General features: G+C 44.0%; 15 protein-coding genes. 11 read left to right on the top strand and 4 right to left on the bottom strand.

Annotated elements, in window-relative coordinates:
* Positions 1-84 precede the first annotated feature (84 nt).
* Positions 85-3,468: a helix-turn-helix domain-containing protein gene (locus ITG09_11835; GenBank protein ID UPR51382.1), complete on the top strand. Its 3,384-nt coding sequence runs from the start codon at positions 85-87 to the stop codon at positions 3,466-3,468.
* Positions 3,469-3,641: 173 nt separating this feature from the next.
* Here the strand turns inward: ITG09_11835 and ITG09_11830 are convergent.
* A protein-coding gene (locus tag ITG09_11830; GenBank protein UPR51381.1) for an IS3 family transposase occupies positions 3,642-4,816 on the bottom strand; the annotation gives its coding sequence in 2 pieces (ribosomal slippage) (positions 3,642-4,531 and positions 4,531-4,816; 1,176 coding nt in all).
* A gap of 537 nt (positions 4,817-5,353) precedes the next feature.
* On the opposite strand from ITG09_11830, the gene ITG09_11825 reads away from it, so the two are divergent.
* The 3 genes from ITG09_11825 to ITG09_11815 are packed head-to-tail and all read left to right on the top strand — an operon-like array spanning position 5,354 to position 8,076.
* Positions 5,354-5,575 carry a ferrous iron transport protein A gene (locus tag ITG09_11825; protein UPR51380.1) on the top strand — a complete coding sequence of 74 codons (222 nt, stop codon included), beginning with the start codon at positions 5,354-5,356 and terminating at the stop codon, positions 5,573-5,575.
* Complete coding sequence (feoB, locus tag ITG09_11820) at positions 5,576-7,849, top strand: Fe(2+) transporter permease subunit FeoB (protein ID UPR51379.1); 2,274 nt, start codon at positions 5,576-5,578, stop codon at positions 7,847-7,849. It abuts the gene before it with no gap.
* Positions 7,846-8,076: an iron transporter FeoC gene (locus ITG09_11815; GenBank protein UPR51378.1), complete on the top strand. Its 231-nt coding sequence runs from the start codon at positions 7,846-7,848 to the stop codon at positions 8,074-8,076. Before feoB ends, ITG09_11815 begins: the two co-directional genes overlap by 4 nt.
* 137 nt (positions 8,077-8,213) lie before the next feature.
* Here the strand turns inward: ITG09_11815 and ITG09_11810 are convergent, their stop codons facing one another.
* Positions 8,214-8,642 carry an HIT domain-containing protein gene (locus tag ITG09_11810; protein UPR51377.1) on the bottom strand — a complete coding sequence of 143 codons (429 nt, stop codon included), beginning with the start codon at positions 8,640-8,642 and terminating at the stop codon, positions 8,214-8,216.
* A gap of 106 nt (positions 8,643-8,748) precedes the next feature.
* On the bottom strand, positions 8,749-10,482 hold the full coding sequence (gene argS, locus ITG09_11805; protein ID UPR51376.1) for an arginine--tRNA ligase: 1,734 nt from the start codon (positions 10,480-10,482) through the stop codon (positions 8,749-8,751).
* A 349-nt stretch (positions 10,483-10,831) separates the two neighbouring features.
* On the opposite strand from argS, the gene ITG09_11800 reads away from it, so the two are divergent.
* Positions 10,832-11,428, top strand: coding sequence for a VOC family protein (locus tag ITG09_11800; GenBank protein ID UPR51375.1), 597 nt, complete (start codon positions 10,832-10,834; stop codon positions 11,426-11,428).
* Positions 11,429-11,744: 316 nt separating this feature from the next.
* Here ITG09_11800 and purU read toward each other — a convergent pair whose 3' ends face one another.
* Complete coding sequence (gene purU, locus ITG09_11795; protein UPR51374.1) at positions 11,745-12,578, bottom strand: formyltetrahydrofolate deformylase; 834 nt, start codon at positions 12,576-12,578, stop codon at positions 11,745-11,747.
* A gap of 283 nt (positions 12,579-12,861) precedes the next feature.
* Between purU and ITG09_11790 the strand changes: the two genes are divergently transcribed.
* The 6 genes from ITG09_11790 (at position 12,862) to ITG09_11765 (ending at position 17,787) form a co-directional block, all read left to right on the top strand.
* A complete protein-coding gene (locus tag ITG09_11790) occupies positions 12,862-13,062 on the top strand; it encodes a hypothetical protein (GenBank protein ID UPR51373.1) in 201 nt (66 codons plus the stop codon).
* A 160-nt stretch (positions 13,063-13,222) separates the two neighbouring features.
* The gene (locus tag ITG09_11785; GenBank protein UPR51372.1) at positions 13,223-15,151 is read left to right on the top strand and encodes an ATP-dependent DNA helicase; all 1,929 of its coding nucleotides are present in this window, start codon (positions 13,223-13,225) and stop codon (positions 15,149-15,151) included.
* Between the two features lie 59 nt (positions 15,152-15,210).
* The gene (gene tsaB, locus ITG09_11780; protein UPR51371.1) at positions 15,211-15,912 is read left to right on the top strand and encodes a tRNA (adenosine(37)-N6)-threonylcarbamoyltransferase complex dimerization subunit type 1 TsaB; all 702 of its coding nucleotides are present in this window, start codon (positions 15,211-15,213) and stop codon (positions 15,910-15,912) included.
* Between the two features lie 72 nt (positions 15,913-15,984).
* On the top strand, positions 15,985-16,290 hold the full coding sequence (locus ITG09_11775; GenBank protein ID UPR51370.1) for a chromosome partitioning protein ParA: 306 nt from the start codon (positions 15,985-15,987) through the stop codon (positions 16,288-16,290).
* Between the two features lie 35 nt (positions 16,291-16,325).
* Complete coding sequence (locus ITG09_11770) at positions 16,326-16,886, top strand: Slp family lipoprotein (GenBank protein ID UPR51369.1); 561 nt, start codon at positions 16,326-16,328, stop codon at positions 16,884-16,886.
* A 49-nt stretch (positions 16,887-16,935) separates the two neighbouring features.
* Positions 16,936-17,787 carry an alpha/beta hydrolase gene (locus tag ITG09_11765; protein ID UPR53636.1) on the top strand — a complete coding sequence of 284 codons (852 nt, stop codon included), beginning with the start codon at positions 16,936-16,938 and terminating at the stop codon, positions 17,785-17,787.
* Positions 17,788-17,869: the final 82 nt, after the last annotated feature.

Below are 17,869 nucleotides of genomic sequence, written 5' to 3'. Positions count from 1 at the left end.
CAAAAAAACTCAGTTTTTGGTCAAACAACATAAGACGTTGTGGTAACCAAAATTTCATGCTTTGTTGCTGTTCAGGATTAAGAGTTGTATCGAATTATCTTCAAAATGTTCATGTTAATGAGCATTTCATTTAGCGTTCTAGCGGTAAATACATCACCCTCCGTTTTCTACCCTTTGCCCGTTCAAGCGCAAGGGAATTTTCTTGCGGCCAAAAACTTGTATTTAGGTGTGGGAGGCGGGCTCTGGGTTCATGATGTACATGGAAAAGTACTCTTTTACGATGGCCGAACTCTATTCCCTCGAAAGGGTAGCTTACTGCAATTTTCTTCAGAAAGAGTTGCGTTTCTGAACGATGAGTTTTGGACATTTTTCGATAACGAGGTGTATAGACATAACCCTGGAATTGGCAACGAATTGGCGTTTAGCCTAAGTCCCGGCGCTGAAATAACCAATATCGGTGCATCAGGCGATTATATTTGGGTCACTGACGGCGGTAATTTCTATACCTACAACACTCAATCTCTAGAATTTAACACTTACTCTCTACTCAAGCTGTACCGGTACAATAACAGCAGCGACATTGCGATTAACGACGCAGAATGGGTATTGTCAAAGTGGGTGCTGGCGACCAGTTCTGGCGTTTACCTTTCAGAGAATCAAGAGTTTACTCATGTCACAGCATCCGAAAAAAATCATATTGAGACAGTTTATTTTTCGAATGCTCGACGTGAGTTATTGATTGGCACTTTGAAGGGCGCGGTGATTGTCGATCTCGCGAATCCAGAAAAAGAGGTAAAAGTCAGTGGTTCTCATGTTCTTTCACTGGCTGAAACTTCAGACCAATATTGGATTGGCACCGAGCACGGCTTGATTAGCTATAACTTTATTACGGGACAAATTACTCGATTCGAACAAGCCGCTAATCAAGACTTCTCGTTACCGGGTGAGAAAATATACTCGTTGATAAACGATCATGCTGGTGGCATGTGGATTGCGACAAACAACGGTATCCGATATTTCTCACTGTTCAGCAAAACTTTCTCGAGAACCCCTTTAACTGGAATGGGCATGCATTCGAGTAGTGTGGTGATCAATAAAATATTGCCCGTAAGTGACCAGGTATCTTGGGTCGCGTCCTCAATGGGGCTTTACTTGGTTGACTCTGAAAGTGAAGAGAATCCAGTTCGTGTTTACCCTAACCCTGTTAATGATTTTGAGATCTTTGGTTCTTCCATTTGGTTGGCGACCGAAGAAGGCATCATTAGTCTAAATACGGAAACGCTACAACCTGAAGCCCTTGATTTACCAAGGCTGATTGACGGAGTGCACGTTGAGAACTTTGCGTTTCAAGCTGATAACGTACTTTGGATGACCTCTGGGCAAAGCCTCTATTCGTTATCTATCGAAACCATGAAACTGACGAGCTATGGTACTGACTGGCTAGTAGACAAGTTTTTGCCTGCGAAGATCACCGATCTCAATGTAGGCTTGCTAGGTCACATCTATATAGGAACAGATCATGGTTTTTACTCGTTCATTGATAAACGAATTAGCTTTAGTCGTTCAAGCGAACGTTTCGGCAAAGTTGTCGATATTGAAAAAGCGAAGGATGGTGCGCAGTGGTTTGCGAGCAGTTATGGCGTATATCGAATCCCTGATGACAGCTCTATTATTCAAGAAATCACTCTTGTTGAAGACAATATTCGCCCCAACTGCCTGATAAGCGATGACAATGGTGTTTGGTTAGGCTCTTCGAAAGGCATCAGTTATTACGGATTGGATGGGCAACTGCATAAACACATCGGTTCGCCATTTGGTTTGATCACCAATGAATTGGCGGCGGGTGCATGTGCTCTTTTTTACAGCGAAGAGGGTCAATCTTCGAGGCTTGTTTTCGGCTCAAAGTATGGCGTAGTCAGCGCGTTGTCTAACGAGTTACTGGTATCAACAACACCTCATAGCCGCGCCCTGTTGAGTAAGATAAGTGTCGACCAAAAAACGGTATCACTTGGCGGAAAAACGGCTGAACTGGATGAGATTCCTTATGGCTCATCGATGGGGTTTAAGCTAGGCATCTTACCAACAACGTTCGCGCCTGCGATGGAGTATCGACTGAGCGACGATGAACCTTGGAGTGAGTTTGAAGGGGGATTGTTAACGCTCGACCATCTTCTCCCTGGGGATTACACACTTGAAGTGAAGCCGGTTAAAGACTCCCATTATCGCTTTGTGTCAACGAATCAAAGCTTTTCGATTGCAGAGCCTTGGTATCTGACAAATTGGGCTGCAGCAAGCTCTCTGATGTTACTGGTTGGTGTTGTGATTATCTTGGTCTTTTGGCGTTCTCGTTATGTCACTTTTGCTAACAGGCACTTAAAAGCACAAGTTGCATTGAAGACGGATCAATTGAGGCACCAAAGCCGGATCTTACTTGCAACTAATCAACAGCTTAAAAAGCAGCTATCCGTTAAGAATGCGCTTGTGTCTCACACTGCCAATGAACTCTCTTCTGAAGTGAATCATATTGCTGCGATGCTCCCGAATTGGAATGACGAGCACGGGAAGTCGCCAATTCTGACTTTGAAAAATGGCTTATCGCAATTAAGTAGTATCCCTCAAGGAGAAGGGCAAGTTTGTTACGATATAATTTTAATCTTAGAAGCGGTACTCAAAGCTTGGCAGGATGACTTAGCGAAAGCCGGTATTGAACTGGACATTAAAGTCGAAACAAAACAAAGATATGTCTCTTTGCTGTATTTTAATCTCGATATTATCTTCAATAGCTTGGTTGCGAGCATAATCAAGAGAAACTTTAAGTCGCAGAGTATGGTGGTTCTGGTTGAAGAGGTTAAGGAGCATCTTGTTGTAACCATTCGAGATCATGGTATGCCTTTCCCTAAACTAGCATCAAGTATGAGTGACAATACTGGAAAGTCGATCGACCTCAATATCGAAAAGTTGCCTCTATTGATGAATCAAAGTGGTGGCGAGCTTAACGCCTTTGTTTCGGAGTCTCAAAATAAGGTTCAGCTTTCGTGGCCAATTGAGTATCAAGTACTCGACAATCTCGAAGCCAGCACAATTGAACAGATTGAAACCATTAAGCTTGCGGCTTCAACGCCGGAGCAACAAAAACTGACTGCGGAACAAGAGTGGAAGAACAGAGTGTCGCAACTTGTGAGTGAAAACTACGCTGATGCCGAGTTCAGTACAGCAACTGCTGCTAAGTATTTGTTTATGTCTGAAAGAAGCTTACAGAGACGCTTTAAATCGGCTTACAATAAGACCTTCAAAGAGCACTTGAATGAAGTCCGTCTGGAGCATGCGTGCGAGCGCTTACTTGCTGGAGAGAAGATCTCTGATGTGGCGTTTGATTCGGGCTTTAACGACCCTTCCTATTTCAGTCAAAGGTTTAAGCATCACTTTGGTATATCACCATCTAAGTTTGCGGAAAACAACGAAGACTAGCGCCAGAAGATACTCTGCTAGAACATAAATAAAGATACTTTAGCCTCGACATTCGTGTTGGGGCTTTTTTATGCTTCTACGAGATACGAGATACGAGATACGAGATACGAGATACGAGATACGAGATACGAGATACGAGATTGATATGGCCCCTAAAAAGTAGACACAGGGGTTTAGTTGATTAGTTCAAAGTCCATGGGACTCACTCCACCTAGAGTCCCATGTCTTCTTACTGGATTATAATAGGTATCGATATAAATGCGACTCTGCATCGTCATTTCTTGTCGTGAAAGCTGATCTAAGTTATTCACCCACTCTTTCTTATATTGCGCAAAGAAGCTTTCGGAACAAGCGTTATCCCAACAGTTTCCTTTTCTCGACATACTGACTTTAATCTTTCGTTTACGGTGCCAACGGATCGTCTCCAACGCTCGATACTGTATACCTTGATCGGAGTGAAACAAAAGCTTGTGACCTAAGGGCTGCCTTTGTTCCCAAGCCTTATCCAGGCTTCTTAGCACTAACTTTGCGTTATTAATGCGACTTGTTGACCAACCAATCACTTTGCGTGAAAACAAATCTAAGACGACGCACAGGTATTGCCAGCCATCCGTACAGCGCACCTGAGTTATATCAGACACCCAAACTCGATCGGGTTTATCCACCTTAAATTGACGGGCAAGAATGTTATAGGCTGGTATAAGAGCATTTTGTCTTGGCGCTCGTCCATATCGCCTCTTACTCGCGCAAGAGCGATAGCCCATATTCTGTAGAAGCCTCTGTACTCGCTTCTTATTGCAAATAAAGCCGTTAGCGACTGCTGCTTCCCAAAGCTTTCGATAGCCTGGAATACAATACTGAGCTTTGCTTTCTCTCCTCAAGTAGTGACTTAAAGACTCATTGTCTGTCTCTCGCTTCGATGGTTTCCTTGTTAGCCACTTGTAATAACCCGCTTTAGAAACGCCTAACCATTTGCATAGTCGAATGACAGGAAACTTCACACTGGCCTTCTTAAGGATATACTCGAACCTTATTCTTTTTGGCTGTCGAAGAAAGCCTTCGCTTCCTTTAAGAAATCATTCTCCAGCTCTGCCATCTCAAGCTTCTTTTTCAATTGACGGATCTCTTTCTCCAGTTGTGCAACGGATTTTTCGGGACCGTGGTTAGGTATTGGGAGGGAGTTATTAGTCTTCTTCGACGTCATTTGGCATCTCCATTTAGAAAGTAGCACCGGCGATATTCCTAAGGATAGTGCTACTGACTTAACGGTGTCAGAAGAATCGAGAGATCGCTGAACAGCTTCTCGTTTAAATTCGTCTGTATATTGCCTTTGTGATTTTACTTTCATGACACTCAATGCTCTGTATTAAGTGTCTACTTTTAGGGGGTCACATCAGATACGAGATAAATGGAGAGTTTAAAAGGTTGTTGGGGTAAAACAAAGGGAAGAAAAAAAATATCGTGGCATAGCCGGGGGGACTATACCACGGGTGCCAATGACACCTTCGCTTGCTGCCGGAGTGATATAACAAAGCTATATCACCTCTGGAATAAAATTAAAGAGAAGCAGTTTCTCTTCGATGGAGTAACTATACGTCCAGGCACTTATTTTACTTATAAAATTAACGACAGATGCCTATGAGAAAACCGACATTGTTTTAAGTCACTGATAAACATTGATTTATTATTGGTGGGGCTATTTTGTACTAGTAGTGTAGTTCTAGATAGTTGTTGAAAGTGACGTTTTTGACGTAAACCTTTTTAACGAAATTTACGAGAATGTATTTTCGAAAACATTGATTTCACACAATAGAATTGTGGGCATCTATGTGTATCATAGCGTTAATAACAATCTTTCTCATTATCAGTCACGAATTGGGTATTTATGAAACTCTCACAACTAGAGCAAGGCAAAGCGGCTTCTATTGTTGCACTAACAGGTTTAACACCAGACGTAAGGAAAAAACTTATGGTCATGGGTATGTTGCCAAAAACCGAGGTGACGTTGATTCGCCGTGCACCTATGGGTGACCCGCTTCAAGTTGAAGTGAGAGGTGTTTCTATCGCCATTCGTGAAAGCATTGCAGACCAAATCGAGGTTATCTAAATGGATTATCAAGTTCTTACCGTTGGTAACCCGAATAGTGGTAAAACAACACTGTTTAACGCATTGACTGGTGCCAAGCAGCATGTTGGCAACTGGGTGGGTGTGACTGTAGAAAAGAAAACGGGTTTATACTCGCACGCAGGTGACAAGTTTCAACTAACGGACTTACCGGGTATCTACGCACTAGACAGTGGTAATGATGCGAACAGCATCGATGAATCTATCGCGTCTCGCGCTGTTTTAACTCATCCAGCAGACGTTATTATCAATGTTGTCGACGCTAGCTGTTTAGAACGAAGCTTATACATGACATTACAGTTACGTGAATTGGGTCGCCCAATGATCGTTGTGTTGAACAAAATGGACGTATTAAAGCGTGAACGTCAGGTGATTAACCTTAAAGCGCTCGAGAAAGAGTTAGGTTGCCCAGTCCTAAGTTTGTCTGCAAACGACAAAGGCCAAGTGGTTCGCTTTAAAGAACGCCTTCACAAGTTACTCGTTCAAGGTGTGAGCCTTGACCCTATCTCTATCGATTACGACGCAGCATTAGAAGCACTAATCCCTTCAGTTGAGTCACAATTTGATGATGCTGACGTGTCTCATCGAGCGCTCGCGATTCGTGCTTTAGAAAATGATTACTTGGTATTGAATGGACTGGCTCCACATACTCGTACTCAAATTGATAGCGTGCGTCTTGGTGCCGATTTCGATATTGACCTTGCTGTTGCTGACGCTAAATACACTTTCTTACATGACCTTTGTAAACGTGTTCGTCGAAGCGAAGGTAAACTAAGCCGTAACTTTACAGAGAAAGCAGACCAATTCATTTTGAACAAATGGGTCGGTATTCCTTTCTTCTTCGTCATCATGTACCTAATGTTCATGTTCTCTATCAATATCGGTAGTGCGTTTATCGACTTCTTTGATATTGGTGTTGGGGCAATATTAGTTGATGGCGGACACCACTTATTAGATGGCCATTTACCGGTTTGGTTAGTCACTATACTTGCTGATGGTATTGGCGGTGGTATTCAAACGGTTGCGACCTTTATTCCAGTTATCGCAGCGCTTTACCTATTCTTAGCGGTATTAGAAAGCTCAGGCTACATGGCTCGTGCTGCATTCGTACTTGATAAAGTGATGCAGAAGATTGGCTTACCGGGCAAAGCATTTGTCCCACTTGTACTGGGCTTTGGTTGTAACGTGCCTTCAATCATGGCAACTCGTACTCTTGACCAAGAGCGCGAACGTAAATTGGCAGCATCAATGGCGCCGTTTATGTCATGTGGTGCTCGTTTACCGGTATACGCACTGTTCGCAGCGGCATTCTTTCCTGGCGCGGGACAAAACGTAGTGTTCGCTCTGTACATCATGGGTATCGTTGCTTCTGTATTTACGGGGCTGTTCCTGAAAAATACGATCTACCCTGGTAGCAGCGATAGCTTAGTGATGGAAATGCCAGATTACGAATTGCCGACAGTGCAAAACGTAATGCTAAAAACTTGGCAGAAGCTGAAGCGTTTCGTACTTGGTGCAGGTAAAACAATCGTGATGGTTGTGGCTATTCTTAGCTTCCTAAACTCTCTAGGTATGGACGGAAGCTTTGGTAATGAAGACAGCGAAAATTCAGTACTGTCTAAAGCGGCTCAAGTTGTAACACCTGTATTCCAACCGATTGGTATTACTGAAGAGAACTGGCCAGCAACGGTTGGTATCATTACCGGTATTTTTGCGAAAGAAGCCGTTGTCGGTACATTAAATAGCCTGTACACAACGCCTTCCGATGAAGAACCCGCTGAATTTGACTTAACTGCAAGCTTGCAAGAAGCAGTAATGACTATCCCTGAAAACCTATCTGGCTTGAGCTATTCAGATCCGCTAGGTATTGAAGTGGGTGACTTATCGGATTCTGGCTCTGTTGCTGCAGACCAAGAAGTTGATTCGTCTATCTTTGGTAATCTGAAAGACAAATTTGTTTCTGGCCATGCCGCATTTGCTTACTTGATTCTTATCCTGCTTTACACGCCTTGTGTAGCAGCGATGGGGGCTTATGTTCGTGAATTTGGTCAGGTGTTTGCACGCTTCATCGCGGTTTGGACGATGGCTCTTGGGTACTTTGGTGCGACCTTCTACTACCAAGCGGCAAACTTTGCTGCACATCCAGTGACAAGTGCAGTATGGATGGTGGCGATTGCTGGTGGTTTTGTGGTGACGTATCGCGTCTTCAAGAAAGTTGGCAATAAGCAGAAAGCACTAGAGGTGCAAGTAGTATGATTTTAACTGAACTTCATCAATACATTGATAACGAGGGCGTTGCAGCTCGCAGTGAACTTGCGTCTAAATTTGGTATGAGCGAAGACGGTGTCGATGCGATGCTGAGTGTGTGGGTCAAGAAAGGGAAAGTTTCCCGTTTGGTCGATACCAACAAGCATGGGCATACAACACGTATTCGTTACACCATCAGCAAACAAGATGGTTTGTCACTTAATGTGATGATGTAGTTTTGGTTTCATACTCTCGTTGAAAACAGCGAGATTAGACAATAAAAAGGCCGCTCAACTATTTTTAGATGAGCGGCTTTTTGTTATGTGTCTTTCCTGAGCTGTCTTACTTTAAAGCGTAATGAGATGAACTCGAACTACGCTTTCTTGAAGATAGAGCTCAATGACAGAACATTCTGGATGCGAGTATGGATTGCTGCTTGTTCTTCTTCACTACGTTGTTCACCTTTGGTATTACCCCATACCGGGCCTGGCCATGCTATGTCGTTTTTGAAGCGTGCAATATGGTGAATGTGTAGCTGTGGCACCATGTTACCCAGTGCGCCTAGGTTTAGCTTGTCTGGTTGGAATGTCGCTTCTAATGCTTGGCTTACCGCTTGAGATTCAAGCAAGAACTGCTGTTGCTCTTTCATTGGCAGATGGTGCAGTTCTTTTAGGTTGGCACGTTTTGGTACCAAGATAACCCAAGGCACGGCGCTGTCTTTGCTTAGCAGTGCCAAGCTTAGTGGAAATTCGCCGATAAGCGTGGTGTCTTTTGCTAACTGTGGGTGAAGTTCAAAGCTCATTATTATTATCCATTTCGATTTCTTGAATTCAGTATACGTTAGATAAAACAAAAGGTTGATGCTCTCACATCAACCTTTGTATTTATTCATTGTAACCCGGAGGGAATTACATACGCTCTAGAGTTTCGATACCTAGAAGTGACAGACCTTGCTTGATTGTCTTAGCTGTCAGTGCAGCAAGCTTCAGGCGGCTCTGTTTAACGGTTTCGTCTTCAGCCACAAGGATAGGGCATGCTTCGTAGAAGCTAGAGAATTGACCAGCAAGTTCGAATAGGTAGCTACACATGATGTGCGGTTGACCTTCACGAGCAACAGACTGTACCGCTTCTTCAAATTGTAGAAGTTTCGCGATAAGTGCTTTCTCTTTCTCTTCAGTGATTTTGATTTCACCTTCAAGAGAGTCCATAGAAATGCCTGCTTTAGCAAAGATTGAAGCGACACGAGTGTACGCGTACTGCATGTACGGTGCTGTGTTGCCTTCAAATGCCAGCATGTTTTCCCAGTCGAACACGTAATCCGTGGTACGGTGCTTAGAAAGGTCTGCGTATTTAACAGCCGCCATTGCTACTGTGTTCGCGATGGTTTTCTTCTCGTCTTCTGCTAGCTCAGGGTTTTTAGATTCGATCAGCTGAGTTGCACGTACTTCTGCTTCGTCCAGAAGATCAGCAAGACGTACTGTGCCGCCTGCACGAGTTTTAAATGGCTTACCATCTTTACCTAGCATCATGCCGAATGCGTGGTGCTCAAGAGATACAGACTCAGGAACATAACCCGCTTTACGAACGATAGTCCAAGCTTGCATTAGGTGTTGGTGCTGACGAGAGTCGATGAAGTAAAGTACGCGGTCTGCGCCCAGTTCTTCAAAACGGTATTTAGCACATGCAATATCGGTTGTGGTGTATAGGAAGCCACCGTCACGCTTTTGCACGATAACGCCCATCGGGTCGCCGTCTTTGTTTTTGTATTCGTCTAGGAATACAACTTGTGCGCCGTCAGACTCTTTTGCTAGGCCTTGTGCTTGTAGATCAGCAACGATGTTTGAAAGCATATGGTTGTACATACTTTCACCCATTACATCATCACGTGTCAGTGATACGTTTAGGCGATCGTAGTTACGTTGGTTTTGAACCATGGTTACGTCAACCAGTTTTTTCCACATTTCAGCGCAGTATGCGTCGCCGCTTTGCAGTTTCACTACGTAGCCACGTGCTTTTACTGCGAATTCTTCGTCTTCGTCGTAAAGCTTTTTAGATTCACGGTAGAACTGTTCAAGATCTGAAAGCTCCATTGAAACTTCGCCCGTTTCAGCTTGGATACGCTCAAGGTTTGCGATAAGCATACCGAATTGAGTACCCCAGTCACCAATGTGGTTAGCACGGATAACTTTGTGACCTAAGAACTCAAGTGTACGAACAACAGCATCACCGATGATCGTTGAACGTAGGTGACCAACGTGCATTTCTTTTGCAACGTTTGGTGCAGAGTAGTCAGCAACAATGGTTTGCGCTTCAGCTGCTGCAACACCAAGGCGAGAATCAGCCAGTGCTGCGTCTGCTTGTTGTGCTAGGAATGCCTCATCTAGGAAGATGTTTAGGAAACCTGGACCTGCGATTTCAACTTTAGAAGCGATACCGTCTAGGTTTAGAACGTCCAATACTTTTTGAGCAAATTCTCGAGGGTTAGTGCCTAGTCGTTTAGCAACACCCATAATGCCGTTTGCTTGGTAGTCACCAAATTGTGGTTTTGCAGATTGGCGAACAGCCGCAGGAGAGCCTACAGGTGCGCCAGCGGCTTCTAGAGCCTGAGATACTTTGTCATTAATCAGTGCTTGGATATTCACACGCGTTTCCTTCAATTCAAGGATGAATAAGAGTGGCCGTTATTTCGTGGGCATTAAATTTGGCTAATTATGCGTCTAGTTAACGATTTAATGCTGAAATGAACAACAGACTCTGTTTAAGTTCACAAAAATGGCGGTAATCATACCAATTTTGAGAGCTTTCTTATAGGCCGGATTGATAGAAAATTCACATTTCCTGAGGGGTTTTTGACAAACAACTTTTGATAAGCTGAGTTTGTCCATTTAGGTTGTTGAGATAGGGTGTTAATTACATGTTTTTTGCAAAAGCAACGCTTGTTGCTGAAAGTAAAACTGATACCATGCAGCCATTATTTGGAGAACAAAGATAATGACGATGAGCCTGAAGCAAGCCGAACTAGAACCACAACAAATGATTGCGCGCCTTGATACGTTTATGGCGAAAATTGAGAACCTAGGGAATACATTGGGTTTGGATTTAAGCTTTGCTCAAGCGGATCATATTGCATTAAGAATCAATGAAACTGAGCTTGCGAAATCAGCACATCAAGCATGGTCTGAATACGGTTCTACGATTTCAGAAGCGATGATTAACGGTCGTCCCATTGTGGTGTTGGCTTTCGATGAACCATTGCAAAGTCTTGGTTGGAAGATTGAGTGTTTAGAGCTTCCGTACCCTGCAGAAGGTAAAATTTACCCGTCTCAAGACTGGGAGCATGTTGAGTTCGTGATTCCTTCTCACGCGCAAACGGCCGATGAGTATTTAGCGGATCTTAAAGAAACCTACCCACAGTTCGCCGTTAAGTTTGAAACTTTGGCTGAGCAAGGCGTTAAGATCAAACTCTCTAGCCCGAAAGGTGAGGGTGAACGTTTGAATAACCCAACGGTCGCATTCAAGCATCAAGGGATTTGCATCAAGTTGCACCCACATTCGTTGAAGAAGATTGTGGAGTCAGAGCAAGCTTAGTCTCAGTCGATAGTTAACAGGAAAGAGATTCCTGATCTCGCTTAAACTCGTCGGAATGACGGAGTGTTTAATCGTGTTTGCCAAAGTCTATCTTTAGGTGCTGACTGAGCGTTGGAGGGCGGATGTTGGAGCCTATAGCTAAAAGATTCATCACCGAGTTCGTGATTCCCGATAGCGACGAAGGAGCGCAGTCGGGAATTTCTAAAAGTTAGTCTGATAACCAGATACAAAAAACGCGTAATGGGTTAACCCTGTTGCGCGTTTTTTATTGGGTTCTAACTGGAAGTCTTACTGTAAATCGCTTTTAAGACCCGACTTACAAAATCACGGTCTTGTTGCCGTAAACAAACACATGATCATTGATCACCTTGTTTAGCGCCTTACTCAATACGTTCTTCTCAACATCACGACCCGCTTGAGCCATGTCTTTCGCGCTGAAGTTGTGATCCACTGGGATAACATCTTGCTTGATGATTGGGCCTTCATCGAGATCGTTTGTCACGAAGTGCGCCGTTGCACCAATGATTTTTACGCCGCGTTCATAAGCTTGCTGGTATGGTTTAGCACCAATGAATGCTGGCAAGAAGCTGTGGTGGATGTTGATGATTTTGTGGTTGTACTTCTCAACAAAACCCGGAGTCAGTACTCGCATGTATTTAGCAAGAACCAGATAGTCCGCCTCATACTGGTCAATCACTTCAAGCATCTTCTTCTCATGTTCTTCACGGTTTAATCCCTCGTGAGAAACATGATGATAAGGAATATCAAAACGCTCGGTTAAGCTTTGCAGAGTATCGTAGTTGCCAACTACAGCGGCAATTTCTACATCCAAACTGCCATCGAAGTTCTTCATCAGAATATCGCCAAGGCAATGCGCTTCTTTAGTCACGAGTATCACGACACGCTTACGAGATGAATCAACAAGCTTACGTTTTGTCTTTTCTGGTAGGGCTTGGTCTAAATCGGCAAGTAAGGTTTCATCATTGAAATACCCTTCAAGCTCAGTGCGCATAAAGAAGTGGCCACTAGTGTTATCAACGAACTCGTTGTTGTGAATAATATTGAGTTGGTGCTTGTAACAAATGTTGGTGATCTTTGATATGAGGCCTGGGGCATCAGTACAATGTGTTAATAAAGTTTTTCTTTCCATTTGCATCTTACTTCCATGAAATGTTGCACTTATTATATGAAATCGGGATTTTTCAAAATTTAATGCAGGCCGTCGAACGGTGAACTGAGCCGCAATATCACCGTTATAATTAATCTATTATCAATTTGGTTTCAACAAAATCTACCGTTCATTTAGGGGATTAATAAATTGAGAGGCTTAATAAATTCAGGTAGAGGTTAGATTTCTGACGGTTTAACCGACATTCTCGGTCAAGTCCCACTAGAGCAAGCCAACATTTTCAGCCATGCATAGGTGATCATTTATGGATAAAGAGTTACTAGCGAAAAAGTTATATTGTAAGCGTGTAAATTCATTAGTTGGTGATGTTCAGGTGGACGGCAACGTTCTTGATGAAATGTGGGAAAGCAAGGCCTCTCCGACTGATGCTGCTAAAGCCATGCAATCAAGTGACACTGACTTTACTGGTGCACCTTGGTTGTCTCGTTATTTGAATCGTAAGTAGTTAAACAACCCTTTCATTTGTTTTGGGCTAGGTCGGTAAGAAGGACTTAGCCTGTCATGTTCTATTCGATAGACACCTCCGGTGCGAAGTCATACTTGATTCGCACCGGCTCAATAAACCTGCCATAATTCGCCTTCTATTTTTCTAAACCACGTACTCTATGATATCTAAAACGTTTTCTGCTGATGGCGCTCTGGGCAAAGCAATCCCAGGGTTTCAACCAAGACAAGCTCAGTTAGACATGGCTGAAGCGGTTTCACAAGCTATTGAGAAACAAAGCCAGTTAGTTGTTGAAGCGGGAACGGGTACCGGTAAGACCTTTGCTTACTTAGTGCCAGCGCTCCTTAGTGGCAAGAAAACCATCATTAGTACGGGGTCTAAAAACCTCCAAGAACAGCTTTTTCACAGAGATTTGCCATTAATGGTCGATGCGCTTGGCTTTTATGGTCAGGTTGCGTTACTCAAAGGACGTTCAAACTATTTGTGTTTGGACCGCTTGAGCCGCCAGATGATCGAAAGTCATGGCACTCATACCGACCCAACATTGTTAGCGCAGTTGGTGAAAGTGCGCAGTTGGTCTTCGGCGACTCAAACGGGTGACTTAGGCGATTGCGATGACATTGCTGAAGATAGCCCAGTTATTCCAACTATTACCTCAACTAACGACAACTGCTTAGGTAAAGAGTGCCCAAGCTACACCGATTGCTTTGTGTTGAAAGCGCGTAAAAAAGCGATGGACTCTGATGTGGTTGTAGTGAACCACCACTTGTTCTTAGCGGATTTAGCGATTAAAGAGACCGGATTCGGTGAGCTGATTCCTGAAGCCGATGTGTTTATTTTCGATGAAGCGCATCAGCTTCCCGATATTGCCAGTCAGTACTTTGGACAATCAGTATCAAGCCGACAAATCCAAGAACTAGCCAAAGACATTGAAATCGCTTACCGCACTGAAGCTAAAGACATGCGTCAGCTACAAAAAGTTGGCGAGAGGCTCATTCAATCGTCAGCCGATCTGCGTATCGTACTCGGTGATACCGGCTTTCGTGGTAACTGGCGTGAAGCATTGAAATCCGAATCGATTGCACGAGAACTTGTTCGTCTACAAGATGCGTTGCAACTGGCCGTTGATGTATTGAAATTAGCATTGGGTCGAAGCCAGCTGTTAGACACTGCCTTCGAGCGCGCAAACATGATTAAGTCACGTATTGAGCGTGTGTGCGATGTGTCGATTACGGGGTACTCCTATTGGTATGACACAACACCAAGGCAATTCGCTTTGCACATCACACCGCTTTCAGTCGCCGATAAATTCTACGAGCAGATTGAGCTGAAGCCGGGCGCGTGGGTGTTTACCTCAGCAACGCTAGCGGTGTCGGATGATTTCGACCACTTCACATCTCGACTTGGATTAAAGCCGTCTGCACAGTTTTCATTGCCGAGCCCATTTGATTACCCGAATCAGGCGCGATTGTGTGTGCCTCGTTATCTTCCAGAACCGAATAGTCCGGGGTTGGCGGATAAGCTAGTTAAAATGCTGACTCCTGTGATCGAGCAAAACCAAGGTCGCTGTTTCTTCTTGTGTACTTCACACAGCATGATGAAAGAGTTGGGCGAGCGATTCCGAGAAACCCTCACGGTTCCCGTTCTATTGCAAGGTGAGACAAGTAAGCAAAAAACTTTAGCCGAGTTCATGGAATTGGGTAACGCATTGCTCGTGGCGACAGGCGCTTTTTGGGAAGGGATAGATGTTAGGGGCGACGCATTAAGCTGTGTTATCATCGACAAATTGCCCTTTACGGCCCCTGATGACCCTTTACTTAAGGCTCGAATCGAGGATTGTAAGCTAAAAGGGGGTGATCCTTTTGCACAAGTACAGTTGCCAGACGCTGTGATTACCTTGAAACAAGGTGTCGGCCGATTGATACGTGACAAGCGCGATAATGGCGCTTTGATTATTTGCGATAACCGATTGGTGACTCGCGATTACGGTGGCATATTTTTGGCGAGTTTACCGCCCATTCCACGTACCCGTGACTTAGGGGTCATTAAAGAATTCTTAGCTAAAGACCATTCAACCGCTGCTGATTAAGTGGCATTGTTGAGTTTAGCCATTATTTTTAGATTAGATAACAGATATTTGAGACACAAATGAGCGCGAAAATTCTTGCAGTAGATACCGCAACTGAAAATTGTTCAGTTGCATTAGTAATCGGTGACCAGGTGTTCGCACGTAGCGAAGAGGCTCCTCGAGACCATACGAAAAAAATTCTACCTATGGTTGATGAAGTACTGAAAGAAGCGAATGTCGCTTTAACCGATATCGATGCTATCGCGTTTGGCCAAGGCCCAGGCAGTTTCACTGGTTTACGTATTGGTATTGGTATTGCTCAAGGCTTGGCTTTTGGTGCGGATTTACCAATGATCGGTGTCTCTACGCTGGCAGCGATGGCGCAAGGCAGCTACCGTAAATTTGGTGAAACTCATGTAGCAACAGCGATTGATGCGCGTATGAGTGAAGTGTACTGGGCTCGTTATAGCCGTGAACAAGACGGTCGCTGGACAGCAGTTGATGCTGAATGTGTTACACCACCAAGCGAATTGGCTTCGCAGTTAGAAGCAGGCTCTGAAACATGGGCAAAAGTCGGCACAGGTTGGGAAGCGTACGCAGAACATATGGATACTCTAGCGATCAACACCAAAGCGTGTGAGGTTTTATTCCCAGAAGCTCAAGATATGGCGTTCCTTGCTCAATTTGCTTACGCAGAAGGCAAAGCGGTTGCAGCTGAAGAGTCTGAGCCAGTTTATCTTCGTGATAAAGTGACTTGGAAGAAACTGCCAGGTCGCGAATAATTTTTACAAGGTTCTGATGCAAATTAGATCTAAATGCGTATTATTTAGATTTGAGAGGGCAGATATTTAGTCATGGTATCAATTAACAACTTACCTCCTTCTTCGATAGGCAGTGCGTCTAAGCCTAATCGAATTAAAAAGAAGGAGCAGGCAAAAAAATCTGATGCTAGCACTGCGGTTGGGCAACCGACTAAGGTGGCTAATGCTGTTTCTCACTCTATTCGCCAAGTTAAAGAGTCTGAACTACACAAGGCTCAAATCCAGTATGATCTTCCAGAAGGCCGAGGACGTAAGGCTATGGAAGAGTATATGGATGTAATGAATCAGGCGAAGAAAGAAGAACTTGCAAAGCTTATCGGTGTCGATATCTACATCTAGAGCTTCTTATTAATGCCTGTTTAAGGACCAGAACCATGTCAAACTATCTCTCTAAATTACGCTTAATCGCCGTTTCTCTTGGTGTCGTGGTACTTGCCGGGTGTTCATCACTCCCTAGCGAGCTTGAAGCAAAATCAGAGCCTGTGATTAGCGATTACCAGCAATGGGTCGACCAACTACCGGATGCGCAAAGTGTTCGATTAGGTGGCGTGATATCTAAAGTAACAAACTTGAAAGATAAGACTCGAATCGAAGTCGCTAATATGCCGATTTCGAGTAGCGGTAAGCCAGATCTAGACGCAGAGCCAAGCGGACGTTTTGTTGGTTACATTGAAGGGTATGTTGAGCCTCTAAGTTTTGCAGAAGGCCGTTTGATTACATTAGTTGGTCAATCCAATGGTAGTGAAGATGGAAAAATAGGGGAATACCCTTACACTTTCCCTGTAATGAAAGTGGACAACCAACGACTGTGGAACATTACGGAACGAGTTGTTGTTAACGATTTTGCACCAACTTATTACTCTTGCAGAAGTCTACATTGTCGCAGTTTTCAAACGATGCCAAGACAAGGTCGAGTGATAAAAGACGTAGAGTAATTAACTTTATTAAACGTTTATTGCACAACTAGACGGAATTAGATGTTTGATGATTGAAAAGTCATATTCCCTTGCCTGCGGGACGCTTGCAACACAACAAATTGGTAACCCACAAACGACCGCAACGACGGTCGTTTTTATTCATGGGTGGTTGGATAATTCATCCAGTTTTAATCAGATTTTACAGCAAGTAGCCAAGCTTGCTCCCAATGCTCACCTTGTTGCTATTGATCTCTTCGGACACGGTTTCTCTTCCCACAAATCGGGAAGTTACTACCCATTTCATGATTATATTGATGACTTGCATCAGTTGGTGATTAAATTATCGCCAAACAGACTGGTACTAGTAGGACATTCACTTGGTGCATTGATCGCAAGTTGCTATAGTGCCGCCTTTCCTGAAAAGGTGTCAGGATTAATTCAAATTGAAGGTCACGGACCTCTTTCTGAAGCTCCCCACGAAACAGTCTCTCGCTTGAGGGATGGGGTACTCAGTCGTCTTCGACAGCGAAGAAAGCCTTCACGTCCTCTGGCAAGCCTTGAGGATGCTATTAAGCTGAGAGCTCACGCCAACCAAATTAATGCTGAATTAATCGCTCCTATTGTTGAGCGAGGTATTGTCGAGTTTGAGAACTCTTGGCAATGGCGATGCGACCCTAATCTAAAATGTGACTCGTTATATCGAATGTCACAGGCGCACGCTGAAGTGATTATGGCGGCTATTGAATGCCCTCAATTAATAATCCTAGGGAATGATGGATTCCGACATTTGCAGCATAATCGCTACAAATCAGTGCATAGTCCTCTGCATATAGAGACTGTTCCTGGCGGACATCATTGTCATTTAGAGAGCCCAGAGCTAGTTTCAGAGCTAATTCTTGGTGTAGTTAACAAAATTTAAACAAGTGTTTGAGCCTTTTAGTGCTCATGCACTAAAGCTGTGCTGTAATACCGCAATGATAAAAAGCGGCGAAGCAGTCGTC

Source organism: Vibrio cyclitrophicus, from assembly GCA_023206055.1.
Classification (GTDB): Bacteria; Pseudomonadota; Gammaproteobacteria; order Enterobacterales; family Vibrionaceae; genus Vibrio; species Vibrio cyclitrophicus_A.
The sequence above is the reverse complement of the archived record's forward strand: the minus strand, read 5'-3'. Positions and strand labels throughout refer to the sequence as shown.